22 protein-coding genes are annotated in these 20,620 nt (G+C 60.0%); 12 read left to right on the top strand and 10 right to left on the bottom strand.

Annotated elements, in window-relative coordinates:
* Positions 1 to 379 precede the first annotated feature (379 nt).
* Both QRN48_RS21980 and QRN48_RS21975 read left to right on the top strand, forming a co-directional pair.
* On the top strand, positions 380 to 1,486 hold the full coding sequence (locus QRN48_RS21980; protein ID WP_285353257.1) for an alkene reductase: 1,107 nt from the start codon (positions 380 to 382) through the stop codon (positions 1,484 to 1,486).
* A 151-nt stretch (positions 1,487 to 1,637) separates the two neighbouring features.
* The gene (locus tag QRN48_RS21975) at positions 1,638 to 2,570 is read left to right on the top strand and encodes a S66 peptidase family protein (protein ID WP_285353255.1); all 933 of its coding nucleotides are present in this window, start codon (positions 1,638 to 1,640) and stop codon (positions 2,568 to 2,570) included.
* Between the two features lie 340 nt (positions 2,571 to 2,910).
* Here QRN48_RS21975 and QRN48_RS21970 read toward each other — a convergent pair whose 3' ends face one another.
* On the bottom strand, positions 2,911 to 4,098 hold the full coding sequence (locus QRN48_RS21970; protein WP_285353252.1) for a benzoate/H(+) symporter BenE family transporter: 1,188 nt from the start codon (positions 4,096 to 4,098) through the stop codon (positions 2,911 to 2,913).
* Positions 4,099 to 4,226: 128 nt separating this feature from the next.
* Positions 4,227 to 4,670, bottom strand: a complete 444-nt coding sequence (locus QRN48_RS21965; RefSeq protein ID WP_037009020.1) for a MarR family transcriptional regulator — start codon at positions 4,668 to 4,670, stop codon at positions 4,227 to 4,229.
* 81 nt (positions 4,671 to 4,751) lie between these two features.
* On the opposite strand from QRN48_RS21965, the gene QRN48_RS21960 reads away from it, so the two are divergent.
* Genes QRN48_RS21960 through QRN48_RS21950 form a run of 3 tightly spaced genes read left to right on the top strand, consistent with a single transcriptional unit; the run spans position 4,752 to position 6,998 of the window.
* Positions 4,752 to 5,918: an aminotransferase-like domain-containing protein gene (locus tag QRN48_RS21960; protein ID WP_285353250.1), complete on the top strand. Its 1,167-nt coding sequence runs from the start codon at positions 4,752 to 4,754 to the stop codon at positions 5,916 to 5,918.
* Between the two features lie 60 nt (positions 5,919 to 5,978).
* Positions 5,979 to 6,581 (top strand): glutathione S-transferase family protein, encoded by a 603-nt coding sequence (locus QRN48_RS21955; RefSeq protein WP_191945083.1) that lies wholly within the window; start codon positions 5,979 to 5,981, stop codon positions 6,579 to 6,581.
* A gap of 30 nt (positions 6,582 to 6,611) precedes the next feature.
* A complete protein-coding gene (locus QRN48_RS21950; RefSeq protein WP_285353247.1) occupies positions 6,612 to 6,998 on the top strand; it encodes a lysozyme inhibitor LprI family protein in 387 nt (128 codons plus the stop codon).
* Between the two features lie 114 nt (positions 6,999 to 7,112).
* Here QRN48_RS21950 and QRN48_RS21945 read toward each other — a convergent pair whose 3' ends face one another.
* From QRN48_RS21945 to QRN48_RS21920, 5 genes are all read right to left on the bottom strand, one after another.
* Positions 7,113 to 7,478: a glutathione S-transferase N-terminal domain-containing protein gene (locus tag QRN48_RS21945; RefSeq protein ID WP_285353346.1), complete on the bottom strand. Its 366-nt coding sequence runs from the start codon at positions 7,476 to 7,478 to the stop codon at positions 7,113 to 7,115.
* A 79-nt stretch (positions 7,479 to 7,557) separates the two neighbouring features.
* Positions 7,558 to 8,103, bottom strand: a complete 546-nt coding sequence (folE, locus tag QRN48_RS21940; protein WP_037009028.1) for a GTP cyclohydrolase I FolE — start codon at positions 8,101 to 8,103, stop codon at positions 7,558 to 7,560.
* Between the two features lie 991 nt (positions 8,104 to 9,094).
* The gene (locus tag QRN48_RS21930) at positions 9,095 to 9,655 is read right to left on the bottom strand and encodes a Smr/MutS family protein (protein ID WP_037009029.1); all 561 of its coding nucleotides are present in this window, start codon (positions 9,653 to 9,655) and stop codon (positions 9,095 to 9,097) included.
* 88 nt (positions 9,656 to 9,743) lie between these two features.
* Complete coding sequence (locus tag QRN48_RS21925; protein ID WP_285353244.1) at positions 9,744 to 10,064, bottom strand: hypothetical protein; 321 nt, start codon at positions 10,062 to 10,064, stop codon at positions 9,744 to 9,746.
* A gap of 257 nt (positions 10,065 to 10,321) precedes the next feature.
* Positions 10,322 to 10,945 (bottom strand): cysteine hydrolase family protein, encoded by a 624-nt coding sequence (locus QRN48_RS21920; RefSeq protein WP_285353242.1) that lies wholly within the window; start codon positions 10,943 to 10,945, stop codon positions 10,322 to 10,324.
* Positions 10,946 to 11,199: 254 nt separating this feature from the next.
* On the opposite strand from QRN48_RS21920, the gene prmB reads away from it, so the two are divergent.
* Positions 11,200 to 12,108, top strand: a complete 909-nt coding sequence (prmB, locus tag QRN48_RS21915; protein ID WP_285353240.1) for a 50S ribosomal protein L3 N(5)-glutamine methyltransferase — start codon at positions 11,200 to 11,202, stop codon at positions 12,106 to 12,108.
* Between the two features lie 409 nt (positions 12,109 to 12,517).
* Here the strand turns inward: prmB and QRN48_RS21910 are convergent, their stop codons facing one another.
* Together QRN48_RS21910 and QRN48_RS21905 are read right to left on the bottom strand one after the other, a co-directional pair.
* Positions 12,518 to 13,318, bottom strand: coding sequence for a hypothetical protein (locus QRN48_RS21910; protein WP_285353238.1), 801 nt, complete (start codon positions 13,316 to 13,318; stop codon positions 12,518 to 12,520).
* A 102-nt stretch (positions 13,319 to 13,420) separates the two neighbouring features.
* On the bottom strand, positions 13,421 to 14,416 hold the full coding sequence (locus tag QRN48_RS21905) for an alpha/beta hydrolase (RefSeq protein WP_037009041.1): 996 nt from the start codon (positions 14,414 to 14,416) through the stop codon (positions 13,421 to 13,423).
* 127 nt (positions 14,417 to 14,543) lie between these two features.
* Between QRN48_RS21905 and aroC the strand changes: the two genes are divergently transcribed.
* From aroC to QRN48_RS21875, 6 genes are all read left to right on the top strand, one after another.
* Positions 14,544 to 15,635, top strand: coding sequence for a chorismate synthase (gene aroC / locus QRN48_RS21900; protein ID WP_285353235.1), 1,092 nt, complete (start codon positions 14,544 to 14,546; stop codon positions 15,633 to 15,635).
* Between the two features lie 31 nt (positions 15,636 to 15,666).
* Positions 15,667 to 16,821 carry an MFS transporter gene (locus tag QRN48_RS21895; RefSeq protein WP_285353233.1) on the top strand — a complete coding sequence of 385 codons (1,155 nt, stop codon included), beginning with the start codon at positions 15,667 to 15,669 and terminating at the stop codon, positions 16,819 to 16,821.
* On the top strand, positions 16,818 to 17,432 hold the full coding sequence (locus QRN48_RS21890; RefSeq protein WP_285353231.1) for a methylthioribulose 1-phosphate dehydratase: 615 nt from the start codon (positions 16,818 to 16,820) through the stop codon (positions 17,430 to 17,432). Before QRN48_RS21895 ends, QRN48_RS21890 begins: the two co-directional genes overlap by 4 nt.
* 147 nt (positions 17,433 to 17,579) lie before the next feature.
* Positions 17,580 to 18,125 carry a 1,2-dihydroxy-3-keto-5-methylthiopentene dioxygenase gene (locus QRN48_RS21885; RefSeq protein ID WP_285353229.1) on the top strand — a complete coding sequence of 182 codons (546 nt, stop codon included), beginning with the start codon at positions 17,580 to 17,582 and terminating at the stop codon, positions 18,123 to 18,125.
* A 6-nt stretch (positions 18,126 to 18,131) separates the two neighbouring features.
* Complete coding sequence (mtnC, locus tag QRN48_RS21880) at positions 18,132 to 18,815, top strand: acireductone synthase (RefSeq protein ID WP_285353227.1); 684 nt, start codon at positions 18,132 to 18,134, stop codon at positions 18,813 to 18,815.
* Positions 18,816 to 19,137: 322 nt separating this feature from the next.
* Positions 19,138 to 19,854, top strand: coding sequence for a helix-turn-helix transcriptional regulator (locus tag QRN48_RS21875; protein ID WP_037009054.1), 717 nt, complete (start codon positions 19,138 to 19,140; stop codon positions 19,852 to 19,854).
* Between the two features lie 151 nt (positions 19,855 to 20,005).
* Here QRN48_RS21875 and QRN48_RS21870 read toward each other — a convergent pair whose 3' ends face one another.
* Positions 20,006 to 20,284 (bottom strand): DUF3509 domain-containing protein, encoded by a 279-nt coding sequence (locus QRN48_RS21870; protein ID WP_037009057.1) that lies wholly within the window; start codon positions 20,282 to 20,284, stop codon positions 20,006 to 20,008.
* Between the last annotated feature and the right edge of the window lie 336 nt (positions 20,285 to 20,620).

Below are 20,620 nucleotides of genomic sequence, written 5' to 3'. Positions count from 1 at the left end.
TTTCAAGTGTGCTCGGTACGGAAGGAGGGCTGATGGAGAGTAAAGGCGGGCGAGGAAATAGGACAGAAAAGAAGATGAAATCAGGAATGGGTGTCGGTCGCGGTTTCCATACGGGCGGTTAAACGCAGAACTACGACCATAAACTGTGCCGCCAGGTCGTCAGTGGTAGCTACCGGTTGGACCCAGGTCGCGCACCCCGGCTGTTTTATGGGCGCCAGCATTACGGCCAAAAAGTCCGAAGTGTTGGGAATCCCAGCCCATTTATTCCCTGCGGATAATCGCATTAACTGATGCCAAGCGCCCCGGACCGGAAAGGCCAGACGGCTACGACCCGGGCAGATATCCAAAGACTCTTCTTGCTTTTCACATCGAGGCAATCATGTCCAAACTTCATTCATCCGTTAATGTAGGGCCGTTCACCTTTACCCACCGCGTTGTATTGGCACCGCTTACCCGCATGCGCGCCGAAAAAGGCGCTCGTCCTGGTGCGCTGATGGCCGAGTATTATGCTCAACGCGCTTCCGAAGGCGGTTTTCTGATCGGTGAAGCCACCATCGCCGTGCCAAACGGTAACGGCTATCTCGGCGCGCCGGGTCTGTTCGACGACAACCAGATCGCGGGCTGGAAACAGATCACCGACGTCGTGCACGCCAAAGGGGGCAAAATTTTTCTGCAGCTTTATCATGCGGGTCGCCAGTCCCATGTCGACGTGCAGCCTGCGGGCAGTATTCCTGTTGGCCCATCGGAAATCCTGCACGGCGGCGTGGCGTATACCGCTGATGGATGGGTACCCAATACCCCGAACCGCGCGCTGACACTCGTCGAAATCGCGGGCTTGGTAGAAGACTTCAGGACCGCTGCCGAACGCGGTGTGAAAGCCGGTTTTGACGGGGTAGAACTGCACGGCGCCAATGGTTATCTGGTCGACCAGTTCCTGCAGGACAACAGCAACCAGCGCACTGATATTTACGGGGGATCGTTCGAAAACCGGGCGCGCTTCCTGTTGGAGGTGACTCAGGCGCTGATATCCGTGTGGGGCAGTGATCGTGTAGCGGTCCGTGTTGGGCCAAGCGGCACTTGGGGTGATATGGGCGACAGCGATCCGGAAGGCCTGTTCTCCTACGTTGCACAACAATTGGCGCCGCTGAACCTTGCCTACCTGCACCTGATAGAGCCGCGCATCCTTGGCAATATCGAAGACGAGAACGCCGACCCGACGCCGGTCGCTGCCAAATTGATGCGCAAACACTACAAAGGCGTAATCATTGCTGCCGGTGGCTTTAACGGCGAGTCCGCCGAGGCCATCATCCAGGAGGGCAACGCAGACCTGGTTGCTTTCGGTCGTCACTTCATCGCCAACCCGGATTTGCCAGAGCGCCTGCGGCACAATCTGCCGCTCAACGCTTATGACCGTCCAACCTTCTTTGGCGGTACCGAGGTGGGTTACACGGATTACGAGTTCTATAGCGAAGAGGTGACTGCGTAATGCCTTGCGCCACGGGAGGCTACTCCCTTGGCCTTCGGCCATTTGCGGGCGCGCGGCCAGTTCACCGACCCGCGCCTGCGTGCCCCGCTGGATTCAAGCCCGTCAGTGCTCTACATTGCTCTGCATTGCCATCCGTCGAGCCATCCCGAAAATGCCTGCCTCCCGCCCAACCCTCTACCCTCAAGCCCTCCGCGCTGGCGACGCCGTAGCGCTGTTGTCCCCAGCCGGCCCGGTCGCAGAAGCCCGGGTGGAAGCAGCCGTGCGGGAACTCACCTCTTGGGGATTACGCCCTCGCGTCTACCCCCACGCACTGGACAACATCGGATTCCTGGCCGGCAACGACGCTGATCGCATCTCTGACCTTAACGACGCCCTGGCCGACCCCGAAATTCGCGCAGTGCTTTGTAACAGGGGCGGCTACGGCGTTCAACGCATCCTCGGGCAACTCGATTACGAAGCCGTGCTTCGCGACCCTAAACTGGTCGTCGGTTTCTCGGACATCACTGCCTTGCACGCTGCACTCTGGACCCACACCGGCCTCGCCACGGTTCACGGTCCGGTGGCAGCGCAGCTTGAGAAGGGCGGCATTATTGCCAGCACGCTCAAGCAGGCGTTGATGAGCACCGAGCCCTCCATCATTCATGCCGATCCATCCGAGCCCACCTTCAGCGTGCGCACATCCGGCGTGGTCGAGGGCGTGTTGCTCGGCGGTAACTTGAGCATGCTGAGCACCTGCGTCGGCACGCCGTTCATGCCTGATCTGGAAGGCGTAATCCTGCTGCTCGAAGACGTCGGCGAGCTGGCGTATCGGGTTGACCGCAATATCACCCATCTGCACAACTGCGGCATTCTGCAGCGCCTCGGTGGTATCGCGTTGGGTCAGTTCAGCGAACCGGGCCACGGCAATAACCCGATCCGGCCACCCGATGTCTTGATCGAGCGCTTGGGCGATCTGGGCATTCCGGTGCTTGGCGGCCTGTCCATCGGCCACGGTGAGCGCAATCTGGCAGTCGCGTTGGGCAGTCATGCGGTTCTGGATACCGGGGCGGGCACGCTGACGGTGGCTTCAGCCACTCGCCAATAACCCATCCACCACGGTTCAGCTGTCGCCGCGTTTTACCGGCGAGCACCAGCCTTGGGCAAAGCGTGTAAGAGCGAGCTTGCCCGCGAAAGCATCCGGTCACAAACCACAACAGCGACTGACCCACCGCATTCGCGGGCAAGCGCGCTCCTACAAGGGGACCGCGGTTACCGCGTTCAGGCGGCGAGTAACCAGAGTGCGGCGGCTATCGCGTTCCTGCGGGGAGTAACCAGAGGGCGGCGGCTATCGCGTTCAGGCGGCGAGTAACCAGGGGGCGGCGGCTATCGCGTTCAGGCGGCGAGTAACCAGAGGGCGGCGGTGATCGCACTCATGCCGCGAGCGTTCATTTGCGATAGTTGAGAATCACCAGCGTCAGCACCCCCGCGACAATCCCCCAGAACGCCGAACCGATGGAAAACAGCGTCAGCCCCGATGCGGTGACCATGAAGGTGATCAGCGCGGCTTCGCGTTCCTTGGGCTCGTGCATGGCCACGGTCAGGCCGTTGATGATCGAGCCGAACAGCGCCAGGGCGGCAATCGATAACACCAGCTCCTTGGGAAATGCCGCAAACAGCGCAGCCAGCGTGGCGCCGAACACGCCTGCGATGGCGTAGAAAATCCCGCACCAGATAGCCGCCGTGTAGCGTTTGTTGTGGTCTTCGTGGGCGTGCGGGCCGGTACAGATGGCCGCGCTGATGGCGGCGAGGTTGATGCCGTGGGCGCCAAACGGCGCGGTAATCAGCGAGATGATGCCGGTGGCGGTGATCAGTGGCGAGGCGGGCACGTGATAACCGTCCGCGCGCAATACCGCCACGCCCGGCATGTTTTGCGAAGTCATGGCAACAACGAACAGCGGGATGCCGATGCTGACGGTTGCGGCGATGGAAAACGATGGCGTGGTCCAGACGGGCAGGGCCACTTCCAGAGCGAAACCGCTGAAATTCAGCAGGCCGAGCATCGCTGACAGCGCGACGCCCACCAGCAACGTCACTAGCACCGCGTAGCGCGGTGAATAGCGTTTGACGATCAGATAGGTGAAAAACATGCCCAGCACCAGGCCGGTGCGGTGTTGCGCAGCGACGAAGATTTCACTGCCGATCTTGAACAGAATGCCCGCCAGCAATGCCGCCGCCAGCGAGGTGGGCAAGCGTTTCACCAGGCGCTCGAAGCTGCCGGTCACGCCGCAAATGATCACCAGCACGGCACAGGTGATAAATGCACCGATCGCTTCGGGATAAGCCACGCCGCCGAGACTGGTAATCAGCAACGCCGCACCGGGTGTCGACCACGCGACGGTGATCGGCGAGCGATAGCGCAGCGACAAGCCGATGCTGCACACCGCCATGCCCATGAACAACGCCCAGATCCACGAAGAAATCTGCGCCGGGGTCAGGCCCGCGGCTTGTCCGGCCTGAAACATCAGCACCAGCGAACTGGTGACGCCGGTCATCATGGCGATGAAGCCCGCAACGACGGCGGACAGCGACGTGTCAGCCATGGGCCGCAACGGGGCGAGGGGCAGGTCAGTCATGCGGTTCGATCCTTGGCACACCGGTTGAACAGAGCTGCAAGCCTATACGCAGTGGCCGCATGGCGTTGCGGTACAGCCGTCAGCGCAATAGTCGGCACAGTTGGCCAAATCGACCGGAGCCCGACAGGTCAGCCGCGCGTCATCGTCTTGCCCAACGCCTGATTCACCGCCAGCCAGCCATCCACTGCCTCGCGGCCAGCGTCGGCAAACACCCGCTGCAGCAGCTTGACCTGCTCACGGCGCAGGGACTCTTCAAACTTGCGGCCCTCGGCGGTCAACTCCAGCAGGCGCTTACGCTTGTCATCCTCGGGCGCGACGCTGAGGACCAGTTCCATCTCGATCAATTGCCGAAGCGGGGTATTGAGCGCCTGCTTGCTCACTCCCAGCACGCCGAGCAGTTCCTTGACGCTCAGGCCTGGGTAACGGGCGATGAAAAACACGATGCGTTGGTGGACGCGACTCAGGCCGCGGCGGTCGAGCATTTCATCCGCCTTGGCAGTGAACGCTTGATAGCCGAAAAAAAACGCCTCCATGGCGATTTGTTGCGTCGATGAATTTTTAAGGTCAAGCATATTGACGTATCCGTGCGCGGCATCGTAATTTCGGTCAAGCAGTTTGACGTATTTTCATTTCTTTGCGCCAGCGGTGATCCGATGCCATTTTCCGAACGCGTTACCCGTTTGAAGAGTTCACTGATTCGCGAAATCCTCGCTGCGGCGCAGCGCCCGGAGATGATGTCATTCGCTGGCGGGCTGCCAGCAGAAGCCATGTTGCCGAAAAGCGAATGGTCCGACATGCCCCGCAGCATCGGCCAGTACGGCATGAGCGAGGGCGAGCCGCAGCTTCGCGAAGCGATCGCAGCACAGGCACGAGGTCTGGGGATCGACTGCGACGCCAGTCAGGTGATGATCGTCAGCGGTTCTCAGCAAACGCTGGACCTGGCCGCCAAGCTGTACATCGACAAGGGCACCGAGATCCTGCTCGAGGCACCGACTTACCTGGCCGCGCTGCAGATCTTCCAATTGTTCGGCGCTGATTGCCTGACCGTCCCGCTGCTGAGCGGTGGCCCGGACCTCGAAGCGCTGCGTCAGCGGCTGGAGCAGCACTCGCCGTCGTTCGCGTACCTGATTCCCACGTTTCAGAACCCGTCGGCTGTGCGTTACAGCGAGAACGCGCGGGATGCCGTCGCGGCCTTGCTGGACGAGTTCGGCGTTACGCTGATCGAAGACGAGCCGTACCGCGAACTGACGTTCGATGGCGCCAGTGCCCGACCCATCGCCGGTCGCCTGAAAAAAGCCAGCTGGATCTACACCGGCACGGTATCGAAAACCCTGATGCCGGGATTGCGCGTGGGTTATTTGATCGCCACGCCCGATTTGTTTCCGCATCTGCTCAAACTCAAACAGTCGGCCGACTTGCACACCAATCGGGTCGGTCAGTGGCAGGCGCTGCAGTGGATTGGCAGCGAGCGCTATGAACAGCATCTGCTGGAGTTACGCAGCTTCTATCGTACCCGCCGCGATGCGTTCGAAGCCGCGCTGCAGCGGCACTTCGCTGACCTGGCCGAGTGGAACAGCCCACAGGGCGGGTTGTTTTTCTGGCTCACACTCAAAGACAAGCTCGACACGCGCCGACTGCTTGACCGCGCATTGGCACAGAACGTCGCGTTCATGCCAGGTGAGCCATTCTTCGCTGATCCCGATGCCAACCCGGGTTATCTGCGGCTGAACTTCAGCCACATCGATCCCGAGCGCCTGGACGAAGGCTTGAAACGACTCGCTGCCGTGATCCGCGAAACGCAGCTTTCACAGGCGGCCTGATAGATTAGGCTCAAACATGGTCGGCGCGACCGTCCGTACACGATTGATGGGAGAGGGTGGATGTACAAGGTTTACGGCGATTACAACTCGGGCAACTGCTACAAGATCAAGCTGATGCTCAACCTGCTCGGTGCAGAATATGAGTGGGTGCCGGTGGATATCCTCAAGGGCGAGACCGAAACCGAGGCGTTTCTGGCGAAGAACCCCAACGGCAAGATTCCGGTGCTTGAACTGGAAGACGGTACTTGCCTGTGGGAGTCCAACGCGATTCTCAATTTCCTTGCCGAAGGCACGCCTTATTTGCTGACCGAGCCACGCTTGCGCACGCAAATGTTGCAGTGGCAGTTTTTCGAGCAGTACAGCCACGAGCCGACCCTCGCCGTGGCGCGTTTCATCCAGTTTTATCTGGGGTTACCAGAAGAGCGGATGGAGGAGTATCACTCGCTGCACAGACGAGGCAACAAGGCGCTAAAAGTCATGGAGCAGCAACTGCAGCGCACGCCGTTTCTGGTGGGCGAACACTTCTCCATCGCCGACATTGCGCTGTATGCCTACACCCACGTCGCCCATGAAGGCGGCTTCGAGCTGGCGCAGTTCCCGGCGATCCAGGCTTGGCTGGTCCGGGTTCAACAGCAAACGGGCTATGTCGGCATGCTGGGCTGACCTCGGCCTTTTTAATTAGGGAGATAAGACATGCAATGCAGGATGATCGCGGTCGGCATGCTGATGGCACTGGGCATCGGCTGCTCGGCACAAGCCCAGGACTGTGATGCCAACCAGGGGTCCATGAATCAGTGCGCGAGCAAAGAGTACGCGGCGCTGGATGCCGAACTGAACACGCAGTACAACGCGCAGATGGGTTATCTGAAAACGCCGGCACGCAAGAAGGCGTTGCAGGACGCGCAGAAGAAGTGGATCGCCTTTCGTGATGCCGATTGCCAGTATCAGGCTGGCAAGCGGGAGGAGGGCGGTAGCCTGTGGCCGCTCGCTCAGGCGCAATGCCTGTCGGCGCAGACCAAAGTAAGGGTCGAGCAGTTGAAGGCTTACACAGCCTGTCGCCAGGAAGGCTGCCCGAAGTAGCGGCACTACCTGCAGGAGCGCGCTTGCCCGCAAAGGGGCCGGCGCATCCGCTGGATCTCCGGAGTTCGTACTACCGCCGCCGCGGCCAAGCTGACCATTACGACGGATAGCGATTCACGCCGCCGAGAATCGCTTTTCCAGGTAATCGATGATCACCTTCGATTCATACATCCACACCGTCTGACCTTCTTCCTCAATCCGCAGGCACGGCACCTTGATTCGGCCGCCGCCGCTTAGCAGCGCCTGACGATCCGGCTCGTTGTTCTTGGCATCGCGAAGAGCCACAGGCACGTTTAAACGACGCATTGCGCGACGGGTTTTCACGCAGAACGGGCACGCGTGAAACTGGTACAGCGTCAGCGCTTTGGCCGACGCATCGACGGCAGCCTGAGCTTCGGGGGTACGCTTCTTCTTGCTCGGCCGGGTCAGGAAGTCGCCCGCGATCACGAGCTGGCCGAGGCCGACCCTCACTGCTTTCATCAACACGATAAAACCTCACTCGGCGGCAACAACCGCCAGACTGCCGCAGCCTGATGCTGCGGCATTCAGGACGCCACGATCATTTGATCAGGCTGAGAAACTCGGTACGTGTGGCGGCGTTTTCGCGGAATTCGCCCAGCATGACCGAGGTGATCATGGAAGAATTCTGCTTCTCTACGCCGCGCATCATCATGCACATGTGCTTGGCTTCGATAACCACGGCCACACCCAGTGCGCCGGTGACCTGCTGAATGGCTTCGGCGATCTGGCGGCTGAGGTTTTCCTGGATCTGCAGGCGGCGGGCGTACATGTCGACGATGCGCGCGACCTTCGACAGGCCGAGCACTTTGCCGCTCGGGATGTAGGCCACGTGGGCCTTGCCTATGAAGGGCAGCAGATGGTGTTCGCAGAGCGAATACAGCTCGATGTCCTTGACCACCACCATCTCGCTGTTGTCGGAGCTGAACAGCGCACCGTTGGTGACGTCTTCAAGGGTTTGTTCATAGCCGCGGCAAAGGTACTGCATGGCTTTGGCGGCCCGTTTAGGGGTGTCGCGCAGGCCTTCGCGGGAGACGTCCTCGCCGAGTTGACCAAGGATGGCGGTGTAGTTCTGTTCCAGAGTCACAGGGGTGTGTTCCGTGCGGGTTCAAGAAACGCAGGTTGCGGGCCTGCAAAGGCGCACATAGTAGCGTAGCTGGGCGCGCAGGGGTACGGCAGCCGCCCCCGGAGCCTGCGGCATGGCGCCGCTTCGTTGGAGCAAGCCGTCCTTTACCCAACCTTTACCGAGCCTTTACGTCGAAATGTGTCGGGTCGGTGTCTTAAGTAACGGGTGACAGATGCCCGGATGAAGAGAGTGCTTATCATGCTTGGCCGAATCGCGAAAATCGCACTGGTGATTGCTCTGGCGTCGTCTGTTTCGGGATGCTTTTTTGGACCGGGTTGGGGTCGTCATGGCGGCTGGCACGAACATCGTTATTACGATGGTGGGCCCTACGACGGTGGGCGCGGCGGGTATGGCCCGGGCCCCGGTTACTACCGCCGCTGATCACTGCAGTGAACGCCGCATCAGGCCGCGACAGGAACGTGCTTCCATCGCGGCCTCTTTGTTTGCAGTGGCCTTGCGTATCAACACTGACACGCGGTGGGTACCAAACCGCGACGCAGTTCAAGCGGCCTCTGATGTCAGACGCAGCAGGTGATGAATGCCTTGAATCAGAATCGCTTGGAGTGAGAACCACAATGTTGAGTCGTATCGCTAAAGTCGCGATGGTCATCGCGGTAATGTCAGCAATGTCCGGGTGCTGGCCTTTTTGGGGGCCGGGCGGAGGAGGCCATGGCGGTCATGGTGGCGGTGGCGGGCATTATGAGGGCGGCGGTCCAGGCGGCGGTGGTGGCGGCCAAGGCCCGCGCTGACGCCTCGGCTTGAATCGATTGGGCTGCCGATCAAACAACCGCCACATAATTTGTAGGAGCCGGCTTGCTGGTGAACTCGGTGTATCAGCGGCTGAAATGTAGACGGACCCACCCCCTTCGCCAGCAAGCCGGCTCCTACAAGTGATGCCTTGACCAAGTACCGCCACAGCCGAATACGTAGGACCACAAGAACGCAGCCTGCCTTACTCGTCCCGCCCTTCCATCATGGTCCGCTTGAGGATCACGTACACCGCACCGGCGCCGCCATGCTTGGCGACGCATGAGGCAAAACCCAGTACCTGCTGATGTTGACGCAGCCAGGTGTTGACGTGGCTTTTGATCATCGGCCGCTTGCCGTCCAGCCGCACGGCTTTGCCATGGGTGATCCGCACACAGCGCACTTCGAGCTTTGCCGCTTCTGCGAGGAACTCCCACATGGTTTCACGCGCCATTTCGACGCTCATGCCGTGCAGATCCAGGCTTCCCTCGAAGCTGATCTGACCCAGCTTGAGCTTGCGCATCTGGCCTTCCTGAACCCCGTCACGCGCCCAGTACAGCATGTCTTCAGGGCCGACATCGATCACGAACTGATCTGACAGACCGTCAACCGTAATCGTCGCATCCGAGCGCACGGTCGCGGCCTGACGCAGTTTGGCCAGATTCTTACGGTCGGTTTTGGGTTTTCCTACGTCCGCATGTTCAGTCTTGATCGGCTTGACGCCGCGAATCTCGCTTCTGAACAGGGAAAAATCGTCGTCTTGCATGATGGTCTCCGCGAAGGGGGCCAGTTTAACCACGTCACGCCAGATCGGCGCGACTATCGGTGATCAAATGGCAGCGGATGACCGAGGTTCAGTCGTGTTTCTTCATCAGATGGGGCGACATGTTGAGCTCGCCTGCGCGACGACGGCGGCGACGGCTGCGGCGCCAGAACCACACACCCACGTACAGCATGAGCAGACCCACGACGACCGTAACCACGGCGCCTGCGGGACTGGCGTTGAGCTCACCCAATGCCACAGGATTGCCGATCAGGCTGGCAACACCGGCCATTGCCAGCAACACGCCGGCGGTGGCCAGAATGGCCGAAAAGGCAGCGACAAAGCGCATCCGCCAACTGCCCTGGCCTTTGGGACGCAGGCGGCGGGCATCAAAACCATCGGATATCTTCATTCCGATTTCCTCTATGGGTATCGGCGCTCTGACCCGCTCAGGGTGGGGTGGTTCCCGTCTGGCAGGGTTTCAAGGGCATCGCGTGTTCGATAACGGATAAGCGGTCAGGTGCGCTGGACCACACCGCAGACGACTGCATTTGTACGCCCTTTCTTCAGGAACTGCCGGAAAATGATCTGCTAAACCTACAGGCCTGCAGTCAGCTCAGTCGGAACAGTTCCTGTGAGGCGCGTGAACGGATAAGGGTGAGAGGGCGATCAAATCAGGTTCGCGGTCAGCGCCAGTTTGGCGAAGTTGTCATTCATGATTGCCATTTCCGCCTGTTGCACCAGTTCGGCCTTGATGACGCCGCTCGGGGTCGGGAGGTCGCGGGTGGCGCAGGCATCTTCGACCAGCGTGCAGCGAAAGCCGTAATCCTTGGCCGCGCGCACGGTGGTGCTGACGCTGGAGTGACTCATGAAACCGCAGACGACCAGGTCGAGTCGGCCCCGGCTTTCGAGCAGGCTGTGCAACGTCGTGCGGTCGTCGGTGGAGACCGTGCCGTTCAGGGCGTTGGGCAGGCGTTTTTCGATAATGATCTCATCGTCCTGGGGCTGCAGCTCGGGGACAAACTGCCCGCGCTCACCCTGTGGATCGAACATGCCGCCCACCGTGCCCAGATGACGCACGTGGATAATGGGCGATTTTGCGGCGCGCGCGGCGGCCACCAGCTTGACGATGTTGTCGATCGCCGCCTGAACACAGGTCAGGGCGAGCGGGCCGCTGAGGTATTCCTTCTGCGCATCAATGATGATCAGCGTGGCATTACTCAAAGTGGCCGCTGCGTATTCACGGCCACTGAGTTGAAACATGGTCTTGGGACCAGTGTTTGAAACAGACATCGGGGGGCTCCTTCGAGTGGGGCTTTTGCCACATTGTCCACTGGCAGAGCGATTCTGTGAATCGCCATGCTCACAGGTCTCGCTTTTTGCCGGGCTTCAAGCCGTCGAGCAGGTCGCGGTTGCTGTCATAGTGCCTGCAAAACGAGACAAACACTTGCGGAAAGTTTCAAGCGCAACGCCCGGGCCCTGTGCAGGCATCGTTTGTTGCGTGGATGGCTGCTAGAATCGCCCGTCGTTTTTTCAAGGAGTCTGCCGTGATCACTTCCCGCCTGCGCACCCTGCGCGACCATATCCGCTGGGCTGTCAGCCGTTTCCACGGCGAGGACCTGTTCTTCGGCCATGGTACCGACAACGCGTGGGACGAAGCTCGCCAACTGGTGCTCGGCGCCCTGCATCTGCCGTGGGAAATCGCCGACAGTTATCTGGACTGCAACCTTGAAGACGAAGAGCTGGTTGCCGTTCAACACCTGATCAAGCGCCGAATCGAGGAACGCGTACCCACGGCGTATCTGCTGGGCGAAGCGTGGTTCTGCGGGATGTCGTTCATCGTCGATGAGCGTGTGCTCATTCCACGCTCGCCCATTGGTGAACTCATCGAACAGCGCTTCGAACCCTGGCTGGGCACTGACCCGGCGCGGATTCTCGACCTGTGCACCGGCTCCGGCTGTATCGGCATTGCCTGCGCCGAAGTGTTTCCCCACGCCGAAGTGGCCTTGGCCGACCTCTCGTTCGAGGCGCTGGAAGTGGCGAATCAGAATATCGAGCGGCATGGCCTGGATGAGCGCGTTTATACGGTGCAGGGGGATGGTTTTGACGGCCTGCCGGGCCAGCGTTTCGATCTGATCGTCTCCAATCCGCCGTATGTCGATGCCGAGGACTTTGCCGACATGCCCGACGAGTACCAGCATGAGCCCGAGCTGGCGCTTGCCTGCGGTGATGACGGTTTGAATCTGGTGCGACGCATGCTGGCGCAGGCTGCCGATCATCTGAACGAGAAGGGCTTGTTGATCGTGGAAGTCGGCAACAGCCAGGTTCACGTCGAAGCGCTGTACCCGGAAGTGGATTTCGCCTGGCTGGAATTCGAGCGTGGCGGCCACGGCGTGTTCATGCTGACCGCCGAGCAGTGCCGCAACCATCAGGACCTGTTTGCAGCGCGGGTCTGACCAGACTACCTGTAGGCCTCTTCCCGGCTAAAGCCGGTCCCACAAACGGCCTGCAACCTGCAGGATCGGCTAAAGCCATTCCCACTGACAGCATGCAACCTGTGGGACCGGCTTCAGCCGGGAAGGCGTCGGTGTTTACAGCACACTTCTGATGGCGAGCACACTGGCCTCTTCCCGGCTAAAGCCGGTCCTACTGACGGCATGCAACCTGTGGGACCGGCTTCAGCCGGGAAGGCGTCGGTGTTTACAGCACACTTCTGATGGCGAGCACACTGGCCTCTTCCCGGCTAAAGCCGGTCCTACTGACAGCATGCAACCTGTGGGACCGGCTTCAGCCGGGAAGGCGTCGGTATTCACAGCACACATCTGATGGCAAGCACACCGGCTTACTTCGCAGCTTACTGTCGGCTCACCGATGCGTTGCAATCCAGATCAGCAGGCCGGCCTGGAACACCGCAAACGTGACCAGGCAAGCGATGGTAAAACGCAAGCCGCTGTCGTCCCGGCGGTACTTGCTGACCTTCTCCTCGGTTTTCTTGATCGTGACGTCCTGTTCCTGAATCCTCTGTTCGGCCTGTTGCAGCATTTGCGCGGCGTCGAGAATCTGCACGATCTGGATTTTATCGGCATTCCACGTGTTGTTGAGGTTGCCGACCTTGGCATCCTTGATCGTGCCCTTGAGGTGCTGGGCATCGGCGTAGACCACCTCAAAACCCTGGGTTTTCAGGAAGTGATCGCGACGCAGGCGAGTGTCTTCGTTGAGCGCATCCTTGTTGGCCAGCGCAATGCCTTCGATCTTGTACTCGGCACAGCGCTTCTGCGCCCAAGTGATGCCCTGAGCCAGCATGAAACGGCCCAGACCGCGGTTCCACGGATCAATCTGCAAGCCGGATGCAGGGCCAACGCGGACGCTCCGGTTGGCGTGGTCCACCCAGATATCCAGCTGATTCTGCTCTTTGCGGGTTTTTTGGCCGGGCAACTGGTAGCTCATGCGCAGCAGGCTGAACGCCGGGCTGTGGCGCTCGGCCTTGCCGAATTCGACGAAGCGCAGGGGCCGGGCGCCGGTTGCGCGATCGGTAGGAAGAGGGGCGAGGCGCAGCATCGAAAAATGCTCTGCATGCACCTCTTCCCACAACACAGGGGCGACGACCTCGCCTTCGTTGGCATCGGTCGGCTCGACCGCGTCGGTTTGCTTGGTTTCTTCTGTCATCACGGCGATCCTGTTATCGACATTGCCCGGCATACAATGCCAGCAGACAACTATCGGCCGTTATCGACGAAGCTTAAGGCCATGCATCCAGGCAGCGCAGCTTCAGGTGGCCGGTACCGAATCCAGGAATTTCAATATGCGATCAGTGACTTCGCTGGCCAACGGGAGCTGCGGATCCTTATAGGACGCCAGTTGCCGCTTGATGTCCATTGGCACAATGCGCAGCACGTGGTTCATGCCGTCGATGATCGCCAGCTGCGAGTCGGGCTTGGCTTTATGCAGCAATTCGGCGTCGCCCACCCCGACCTGCATGTCGTTGCGGCCCTGAATGATCAGCGTAGGGATTTTCAGCTGCCCGAATGCGGCCGTGGGGTTCTGTCGGAACAAGGAGATCAGATACGGCTGTACGCTCGGACGGAACACAACCTGCAAGGGCTCGGGGACGTTGTCGTCAGTCTTGCCTGCTTTGATCTCTTCAATCAGTTGTTCGCTGCGCGCCAGCAGTTCGGGAGGAAGGCGGTCCTGCAGTTGCTCGCGCACCACCTGATCGACGGGGCGACCGGTGCCCGCGACGGAAATCAATGCGACCGCTCCGGCGCGTTCGGCCGCCAGAGTAGCAACCAGCGCGCCCTCGCTGTGGCCCATCAAAATCAGCTGGCCAAGACGCGGGTCGGCCTTGAGCCTGGCGCTCCAGGCCACGGCGTCGTCGACGTACTTTTCGATGCTCAGGTCGCGCTCATCCGGCGTTGCAGGACGACTGGCGGCAACGCCACGCTTGTCGTAACGCACGCTGGCAATGTTGTGCTTGGCGAGGATCAAGGCCAGGCGCTTCATGCTGTCGTTGCGTCCGCCATCAGAATTGTTGCCGTCACGGTCTGTCGGCCCCGAGCCAGCAATGATCAGCACCACCGGCACCGGCTTTGGGGATTTGGGCAGCAGCAGGGTCCCGAACAATTCGCCGCTGCCGGTATCGAGGCTGATGGGGCGTTGCAGCACGACAGGCGTGCCGGCATGGGCGATGGACGACAGAAGGGTCAGGCTCAAGATGATCGCTCGCAGCGGCCAGAAGCCGCGAATCAGGGGTAAGGCGCTTAGCATTGCAGGACCATCATCAATAAAGTGTCAATTGGACGCGGCCAAATGAATAAGGTTCGAGGATGAACTGCGTCATAAGCCTGCGTATACTGGCGCGCTTGAGTTTTTGAACATCCTCGGAGCCTCCCGCATGTCCGGCAATACCTACGGCAAGCTGTTCACTGTCACCACTGCCGGCGAAAGCCACGGCCCGGCACTGGTTGCCATCGTTGACGGCTGTCCGCCCGGCATCGAGCTGTCGCTGCAGGACCTGCAGCGTGACCTGGACCGCCGCAAGCCGGGGACCAGCCGTCATACCACCCAGCGTCAGGAGCCTGACGAGGTCGAGATCCTCTCCGGGGTGTTTGAAGGCAAGACCACTGGCGCCGCGATCGGCTTGCTGATCCGCAACACCGACCAGAAGTCCAAAGACTATTCCGCAATCAAAGACCTGTTCAGGCCGGCCCACGCCGATTACACCTACCACCACAAATATGGCGTCCGCGATTACCGTGGCGGCGGTCGCAGCTCCGCCCGCGAGACCGCCATGCGCGTGGCTGCCGGCGCCATCGCCAAAAAGTTTCTCGCCACTCAGGGCATCACCGTGCGCGGCTACATGAGCCAGCTGGGGCCTATCGAAATCCCGTTCCAGACCTGGGATTCAGTGGAAGAGAATGCGTTTTTCAGTGCCGACCCGAGCAAGGTGCCGGAGCTTGAAGCCTACATGGATCAGCTTCGTCGCGATCAGGACTCGGTGGGGGCCAAGATCACCGTCGTTGCCGAAGGCGTGATGCCCGGCCTGGGCGAGCCGATTTTCGACCGGCTGGACGCTGAACTTGCCCATGCGTTGATGAGCATCAATGCGGTCAAGGGCGTCGAAATCGGCGCCGGTTTTGCCTGCGTCGCCCAGCGCGGCACCGAACACCGCGACGAGATGAGCCCCGAAGGCTTTCTGTCCAACAACGCTGGCGGCATTCTGGGCGGGATTTCCTCCGGCCAGCCCATCGTCGCGCATCTGGCGCTCAAGCCGACCTCCAGCATCACCACGCCAGGGCACTCGATCGATGTCGATGGCAATTCGGTCGAAGTCATCACCAAGGGTCGCCATGACCCGTGTGTGGGCATTCGTGCAACGCCCATTGCGGAAGCGATGATGGCCATCGTGCTGGTTGACCACCTGCTGCGCCACCGCGGCCAGAATAATGACGTGAACGTGTCTACGCCGATTCTGGGTCAGCTGTAATGCCCGAGCCGCGTATCGCCGCTGCGGTCGCTTGAGCGTGGCGGCGCTTCCTTACTGGCGGCTCGCCAGCTTCTACCTGTTCTACTTCGCCTTGCTGGGCGCCACCGCGCCGTACATGGCGCTTTACTTCAGCCACTTGGGATTTTCCGCGGCGCGAATAGGCGAGCTGGTGGCCATTCCGATGCTGATGCGCTGCATTGCTCCCAACGTCTGGGGATGGCTGGGCGATTACACCGGCCGGCGCCTGGTTATCGTACGCTTCGGCGCCCTCTGTGGGCTGGCATGTTTCAGCCTGATTCTGGTCGACAAGTCCTACGCCTGGCTGGCCATGGTCATGGCGCTGCATGCGTTTTTCTGGCACGCGGTGCTGCCTCAGTTTGAAGTCATCACCCTGACGCATCTGCAGGGGCAGACGTCCCGCTACAGCCAGATACGGCTATGGGGGTCGATCGGCTTCATCCTTTCGGTGGTCATGCTTGGCCGAATGCTGGAGTGGTTCAGCCTGGACCTCTATCCGCAACTGCTGCTGGTGATACTGGTGGGTATCGTCGCAAGCAGCTGGTGGGTGCCAAATGCACAGCCGGTCGTTGCCGGCGCTCGGGTGGCCGGGGATGGCTTTCTCAAGCAACTGATCCGGCCGGGAGTACTGGCGTTTTACGTCAGCGTCGCCCTTATACAACTGAGCCACGGCCCGTATTACACCTTCCTCACGCTGCACCTCGAACACCTTGGCTACACCCGCGGCCTGATTGGCATGCTGTGGGCGCTGGGGGTGGTCGCCGAAGTGTTGATGTTCATGGCCATGAGCCGGGTGTTGCAGCGTTTCAGCGTGCGTCAGGTACTGGTGGCAAGCTTTGCGATAGCGGCGTTGCGCTGGCTTTTACTGGGTCACCTGGCCGATCATCTGGCGATTCTGATCGTCGCCCAGTTGATGCACGCGGCCACTTTTGGCAGCTTTCACGCGGCAGCCGTGCATTATGTCCAACGCAGTTTCGGGCCGCGTCAGCAAGGCCAGGGCCAGGCGTTGTACGCTGCCCTTTCCGGCACCGGCGGCGCGATGGGTGCGTTGTATTCCGGGTACAGCTGGAACGCGCTTGGCGCCGGCTGGACCTTTGCCATTGCGAGTCTGGCGGCAATGGCCGCTGCCGTCCTGACCGCCACATGTATGAAAGAGGAGCGCGTATGAGTCGCGAAGCACTGGCTCGGGAAATCATTGAAGCCGGGCAGTTTCTGTATGCCCGGGGCTGGTCGCCCGCCACCAGCAGCAATTACTCCGTTCGCCTCTCGGCCAGCGAAGCGTTGTTGACGGTCTCCGGCAAGCACAAGGGGCAGTTGGGCATCGGCGACGTCCTGGCGACCGATCTAGCAGGCAACAGTCTGGAACCGGGCAAAAAACCGTCCGCAGAAACCCTGCTCCACACCCAGCTTTATCGCTGCCGGCCAGAAGTGGGCGCCGTGTTGCACACCCACTCGGTCAACGCGACTGTACTCTCCAGGCTGACCGCCGCTGATCATCTGGTTTTTGAAGACTACGAACTGCAAAAAGCGTTCAGTGGTGTGTCAACCCACGAGTCGCAGGTTCAGGTGCCGATCTTCGACAACGATCAGGACATTGCCCGCCTCGCCGGCAAGGTTCAACCCTGGCTTGATCAACACCCGGACTGCGCGGGCTATCTGATTCGTGGCCACGGCCTGTACACCTGGGGCGCGAAAATGACGGATGCCTTGCGCCAGATCGAAGCCTTTGAATTTCTGTTCGAGTGCGAGCTTAAAATGCTGTCGGTGCTCAACCGCTGATCGCTGATCGCTGATCGCTGATCGCTGATCGCTGATCGCTGATCGCCGAGCCAAGCCAAGCCAAGCAGCCTTGGCGCTCCCACAGCCTGAATCAACACGCCACCTCCACCTCAGCGTCGAGGGGCGCGGAACGAATCGAGGAACACCATGAGCAGTCTGTCCGTTTACCACGTGTCATCCCCCGAACTGCCGAACAAAGTGCTGACCCACTTCGAGGATATTGCCTCGACCCTGGCCGAGCACGGCGTGGCATTTGACCGCTGGCAGGCGGCAACCCCCATCACCCCCGGCGTCAGCCAGGAGGAAGTCATCGCGGCGTACCGCACCCAGATCGACAGGCTGATGACCGAGCGTGGATACGTGACCGTGGATGTGATCAGCCTCAACAGCGACCATCCGCAAAAAGCCGAACTGCGCGCCAGGTTTCTCGAAGAGCACCAGCATGGCGAGGATGAAGTGCGTTTCTTCGTGGCGGGGCGCGGCCTGTTTACCTTGCACATCGACGATTTTGTCTACGCCGTGCTGTGCGAAAAGAACGACCTGATCTCGGTACCGGCCGGCACGCGCCACTGGTTCGACATGGGCGAACATCCCCACTTCATCGCGATTCGCCTGTTCAACAACCCCGAAGGTTGGGTGGCGAAATTCACCGGCGAGAGCATCGCAAGCCAATTCCCGCGTCTGGAGGACTGACCTCTCATGGCCATCAAAGCGATTCTGACCGACATCGAAGGCACCACCAGCGCCGTGAGCTTCGTCTTTGACGTGCTTTTCCCGTACGCGCGGGAGCATCTGCCTGCCTTTGTCCGACAGCACGCCGCTGACCCGGCTGTCGCTGCGCAACTGCAGGCGGTCCGCAACGACAGCGGTGAGCAGGGTGCGGACATCGATCGCGTCATTGCCATCCTGCTGCAATGGATCGCCGAAGACCGCAAGGCCACGCCGCTCAAAGCTCTGCAGGGCATGGTCTGGGAGCAGGGGTATAGGGCCGGCCAGCTAAAGGGACATGTTTACGAAGATGCCGTTATAGCGTTGAAACAGTGGCATCAGGCCGGCTACGCGCTTTACGTTTACTCGTCGGGTTCGATCCAGGCGCAAAGGCTGATCTTCGGCTGTTCGGAGGCGGGCGATCTGTCCGCGCTGTTCAGCGGCTATTTCGATACCACCTCAGGCCCCAAACGCGAGGAGGCGTCCTACCGATCCATCGCGTCAAGCATCGGACAGCCGCCCGAGTCCATCCTGTTCCTGTCCGACATCGTCGAAGAGCTCGACGCTGCACAGCGGTCCGGCATGTGCACCTGCGCATTGGTGCGCGACGGTGGCACGTTGGTCGGGCATCTGAATGTCAGCAGCTTCGCATCGATCGACCCTGGCGCTTTCTGACCTTCAAGGTGTGTCGAAAACAGGCGGCCAATGTCCATGACATTGGCCGTTTTTGTATCCAAATGCGAAAAAATGTAAGCAGGTTTTTGTTCGTTTGTGGGAAGTTGCTGGTTTCACGGTCAGGCATGCCTGTTTGTTTTCCCCCCTGTGTTTAACCCTTCTGGACTGTGTAACCCTTCGCCTGTCGGACCCTGACAGCGAGTCACTGCAGCCGGCGTCTTTGTCTTCATGACGAGACCCGGCGCGCTGTTGCAGCTGCCATGCATAAAAAAATCCAAGGGTTATCAGGGCCGCGTTTTTGATGGTTTTAACGGGAGGGAAGATGAAAAACGCACAGCCAGGGACGCTGAGTCCATTGATACAACAGATGGTCAGCAGCATCACTGAACAGGATGGCGATGCGGCGATCGCCAACGCGCTCGACTGGCTTCGGGCCGAGTGCCGCAGCGAGCGGGCGATGCTTTACCAGTATCGCAACGGCGTACTGCTCAGCTGCATCACATCCAATGTCGACAGCTATTGGAAGGACCTGTATTGCCAGGGACGGTTGATGATCGAAGACCCGGTCATTCGCTGCTACCGCCACACCCTCGGTTTTCTGCACTGGGAGGAGGCTTTCAAGACGTATCCGCCCTCATCCGCCTTCATGGCGGCGGTGCAAGACTGCGAGTTGCTGCCGGCGTGCTCCTATGGGTACAGCAGCCAGAGCCGCGCCAATCAGGATGTCATCACCATCTGCACGCTCAACGGCATGGAACGTCCGCTGACCCACAATGACCGTTATTTGCTGACGAGCCTGGTGCCGATGCTACACGTGGCAGGGAAGGGCCGCCAGTTGCAGACCCGGGCGCTGTCGCCCAAGGAGCTCGAAATTCTGAAATGGGCGCGCGAAGGCAAGACTGCCTGGGAAATCGGCCTGATCAAGGAAGTGTCGGAAGCCACCGTCAAACATCACTTCAAGAGCATTTACGCCAAGCTAGGTGTCACCAACCGGGCGCAGGCGGTTGGCGAGGCGTTGTGTCGAGGCATCATTCAGTAGTAAAGGATGCACTAACGCTGGCGCCTCAAGGGTCAGATAAAAGGCAAAAAAAACCGCGATAGCAATAACTATCGCGGAAATCTACAAGGGATGCTTCGAGAGAGAGTGGAACGAATAACCACCGGGCCTGCACAGCGCCCGGTTTGAACAATTAGCGAGTGTGGTAGGTCGGCAGATCGAAACGGTGTTGGCTCTGTAGCATCGAGATGGCCGGCAGTTCACTGGCTTGCGCAGCCAGGTCGCGGCGAATCGCGCTGATCACCCATTCCAGTTGGACAGGGGTGTGCAGCTGGGCGTAGGAGACGCAGCGACGGATATTTGTGCCTTCATCGTTACGCAGGGTCAACAGAACGCCGCCGTCCGGACGAGGTTGGGTAGTGACTTCGAAATCGGAAAATACGGATGCGAATTTTTCTTGGATGAAAGTCATGTCTAGAGGCTCCATTGCTCATGGGATAACAAGCTTGGAATTACTAGTGCAGCGACTGTGCCAATTTCAATGAGGGTAAAAAAACCAATAAAATCAAGGGATTAAATTTATTCGTGAAATAGTGCGCCGTGCAATTTGCATGAAAGGCCGTCGGGCATCCTGCAATTTACCGGAGATGAGGGGGATGAGGGAGGTACGAGAGGGCGTCCAGCAAGTGGCAGCTAATGGTGAGACAGCGTTATCCGGGATTTATTTCGCGAAACACTGAAATTTTTCGTAAAAACCGGCTTTTTGCTATCACGATGATTTAAACAGCTGATTTGGCGCCGCCATGCC

Source organism: Pseudomonas sp. ME-P-057 (genome assembly GCF_030208975.1).
Classification (GTDB): Bacteria; Pseudomonadota; Gammaproteobacteria; order Pseudomonadales; family Pseudomonadaceae; genus Aquipseudomonas; species Aquipseudomonas lutea.
The sequence above is the reverse complement of the archived record's forward strand: the minus strand, read 5'-3'. Positions and strand labels throughout refer to the sequence as shown.

Coding starts and splice junctions, on each gene's coding strand:
- QRN48_RS21980 (WP_285353257.1), top strand. CDS start 380: ATGTCCAAACTTCATTCATCCGTTAATGTAGGGCCGTTCACCTTTACC.
- QRN48_RS21975 (WP_285353255.1), top strand. CDS start 1,638: ATGCCTGCCTCCCGCCCAACCCTCTACCCTCAAGCCCTCCGCGCTGGC.
- QRN48_RS21970 (WP_285353252.1), bottom strand. CDS start 4,098: ATGACTGACCTGCCCCTCGCCCCGTTGCGGCCCATGGCTGACACGTCG.
- QRN48_RS21965 (WP_037009020.1), bottom strand. CDS start 4,670: ATGCTTGACCTTAAAAATTCATCGACGCAACAAATCGCCATGGAGGCG.
- QRN48_RS21960 (WP_285353250.1), top strand. CDS start 4,752: ATGCCATTTTCCGAACGCGTTACCCGTTTGAAGAGTTCACTGATTCGC.
- QRN48_RS21955 (WP_191945083.1), top strand. CDS start 5,979: ATGTACAAGGTTTACGGCGATTACAACTCGGGCAACTGCTACAAGATC.
- QRN48_RS21950 (WP_285353247.1), top strand. CDS start 6,612: ATGCAATGCAGGATGATCGCGGTCGGCATGCTGATGGCACTGGGCATC.
- QRN48_RS21945 (WP_285353346.1), bottom strand. CDS start 7,478: ATGAAAGCAGTGAGGGTCGGCCTCGGCCAGCTCGTGATCGCGGGCGAC.
- QRN48_RS21930 (WP_037009029.1), bottom strand. CDS start 9,655: ATGCAAGACGACGATTTTTCCCTGTTCAGAAGCGAGATTCGCGGCGTC.
- QRN48_RS21925 (WP_285353244.1), bottom strand. CDS start 10,064: ATGAAGATATCCGATGGTTTTGATGCCCGCCGCCTGCGTCCCAAAGGC.
- QRN48_RS21920 (WP_285353242.1), bottom strand. CDS start 10,945: ATGTCTGTTTCAAACACTGGTCCCAAGACCATGTTTCAACTCAGTGGC.
- QRN48_RS21910 (WP_285353238.1), bottom strand. CDS start 13,318: ATGACAGAAGAAACCAAGCAAACCGACGCGGTCGAGCCGACCGATGCC.
- QRN48_RS21905 (WP_037009041.1), bottom strand. CDS start 14,416: ATGCTAAGCGCCTTACCCCTGATTCGCGGCTTCTGGCCGCTGCGAGCG.
- aroC (WP_285353235.1), top strand. CDS start 14,544: ATGTCCGGCAATACCTACGGCAAGCTGTTCACTGTCACCACTGCCGGC.
- QRN48_RS21890 (WP_285353231.1), top strand. CDS start 16,818: ATGAGTCGCGAAGCACTGGCTCGGGAAATCATTGAAGCCGGGCAGTTT.
- QRN48_RS21885 (WP_285353229.1), top strand. CDS start 17,580: ATGAGCAGTCTGTCCGTTTACCACGTGTCATCCCCCGAACTGCCGAAC.
- mtnC (WP_285353227.1), top strand. CDS start 18,132: ATGGCCATCAAAGCGATTCTGACCGACATCGAAGGCACCACCAGCGCC.
- QRN48_RS21875 (WP_037009054.1), top strand. CDS start 19,138: ATGAAAAACGCACAGCCAGGGACGCTGAGTCCATTGATACAACAGATG.
- QRN48_RS21870 (WP_037009057.1), bottom strand. CDS start 20,284: ATGACTTTCATCCAAGAAAAATTCGCATCCGTATTTTCCGATTTCGAA.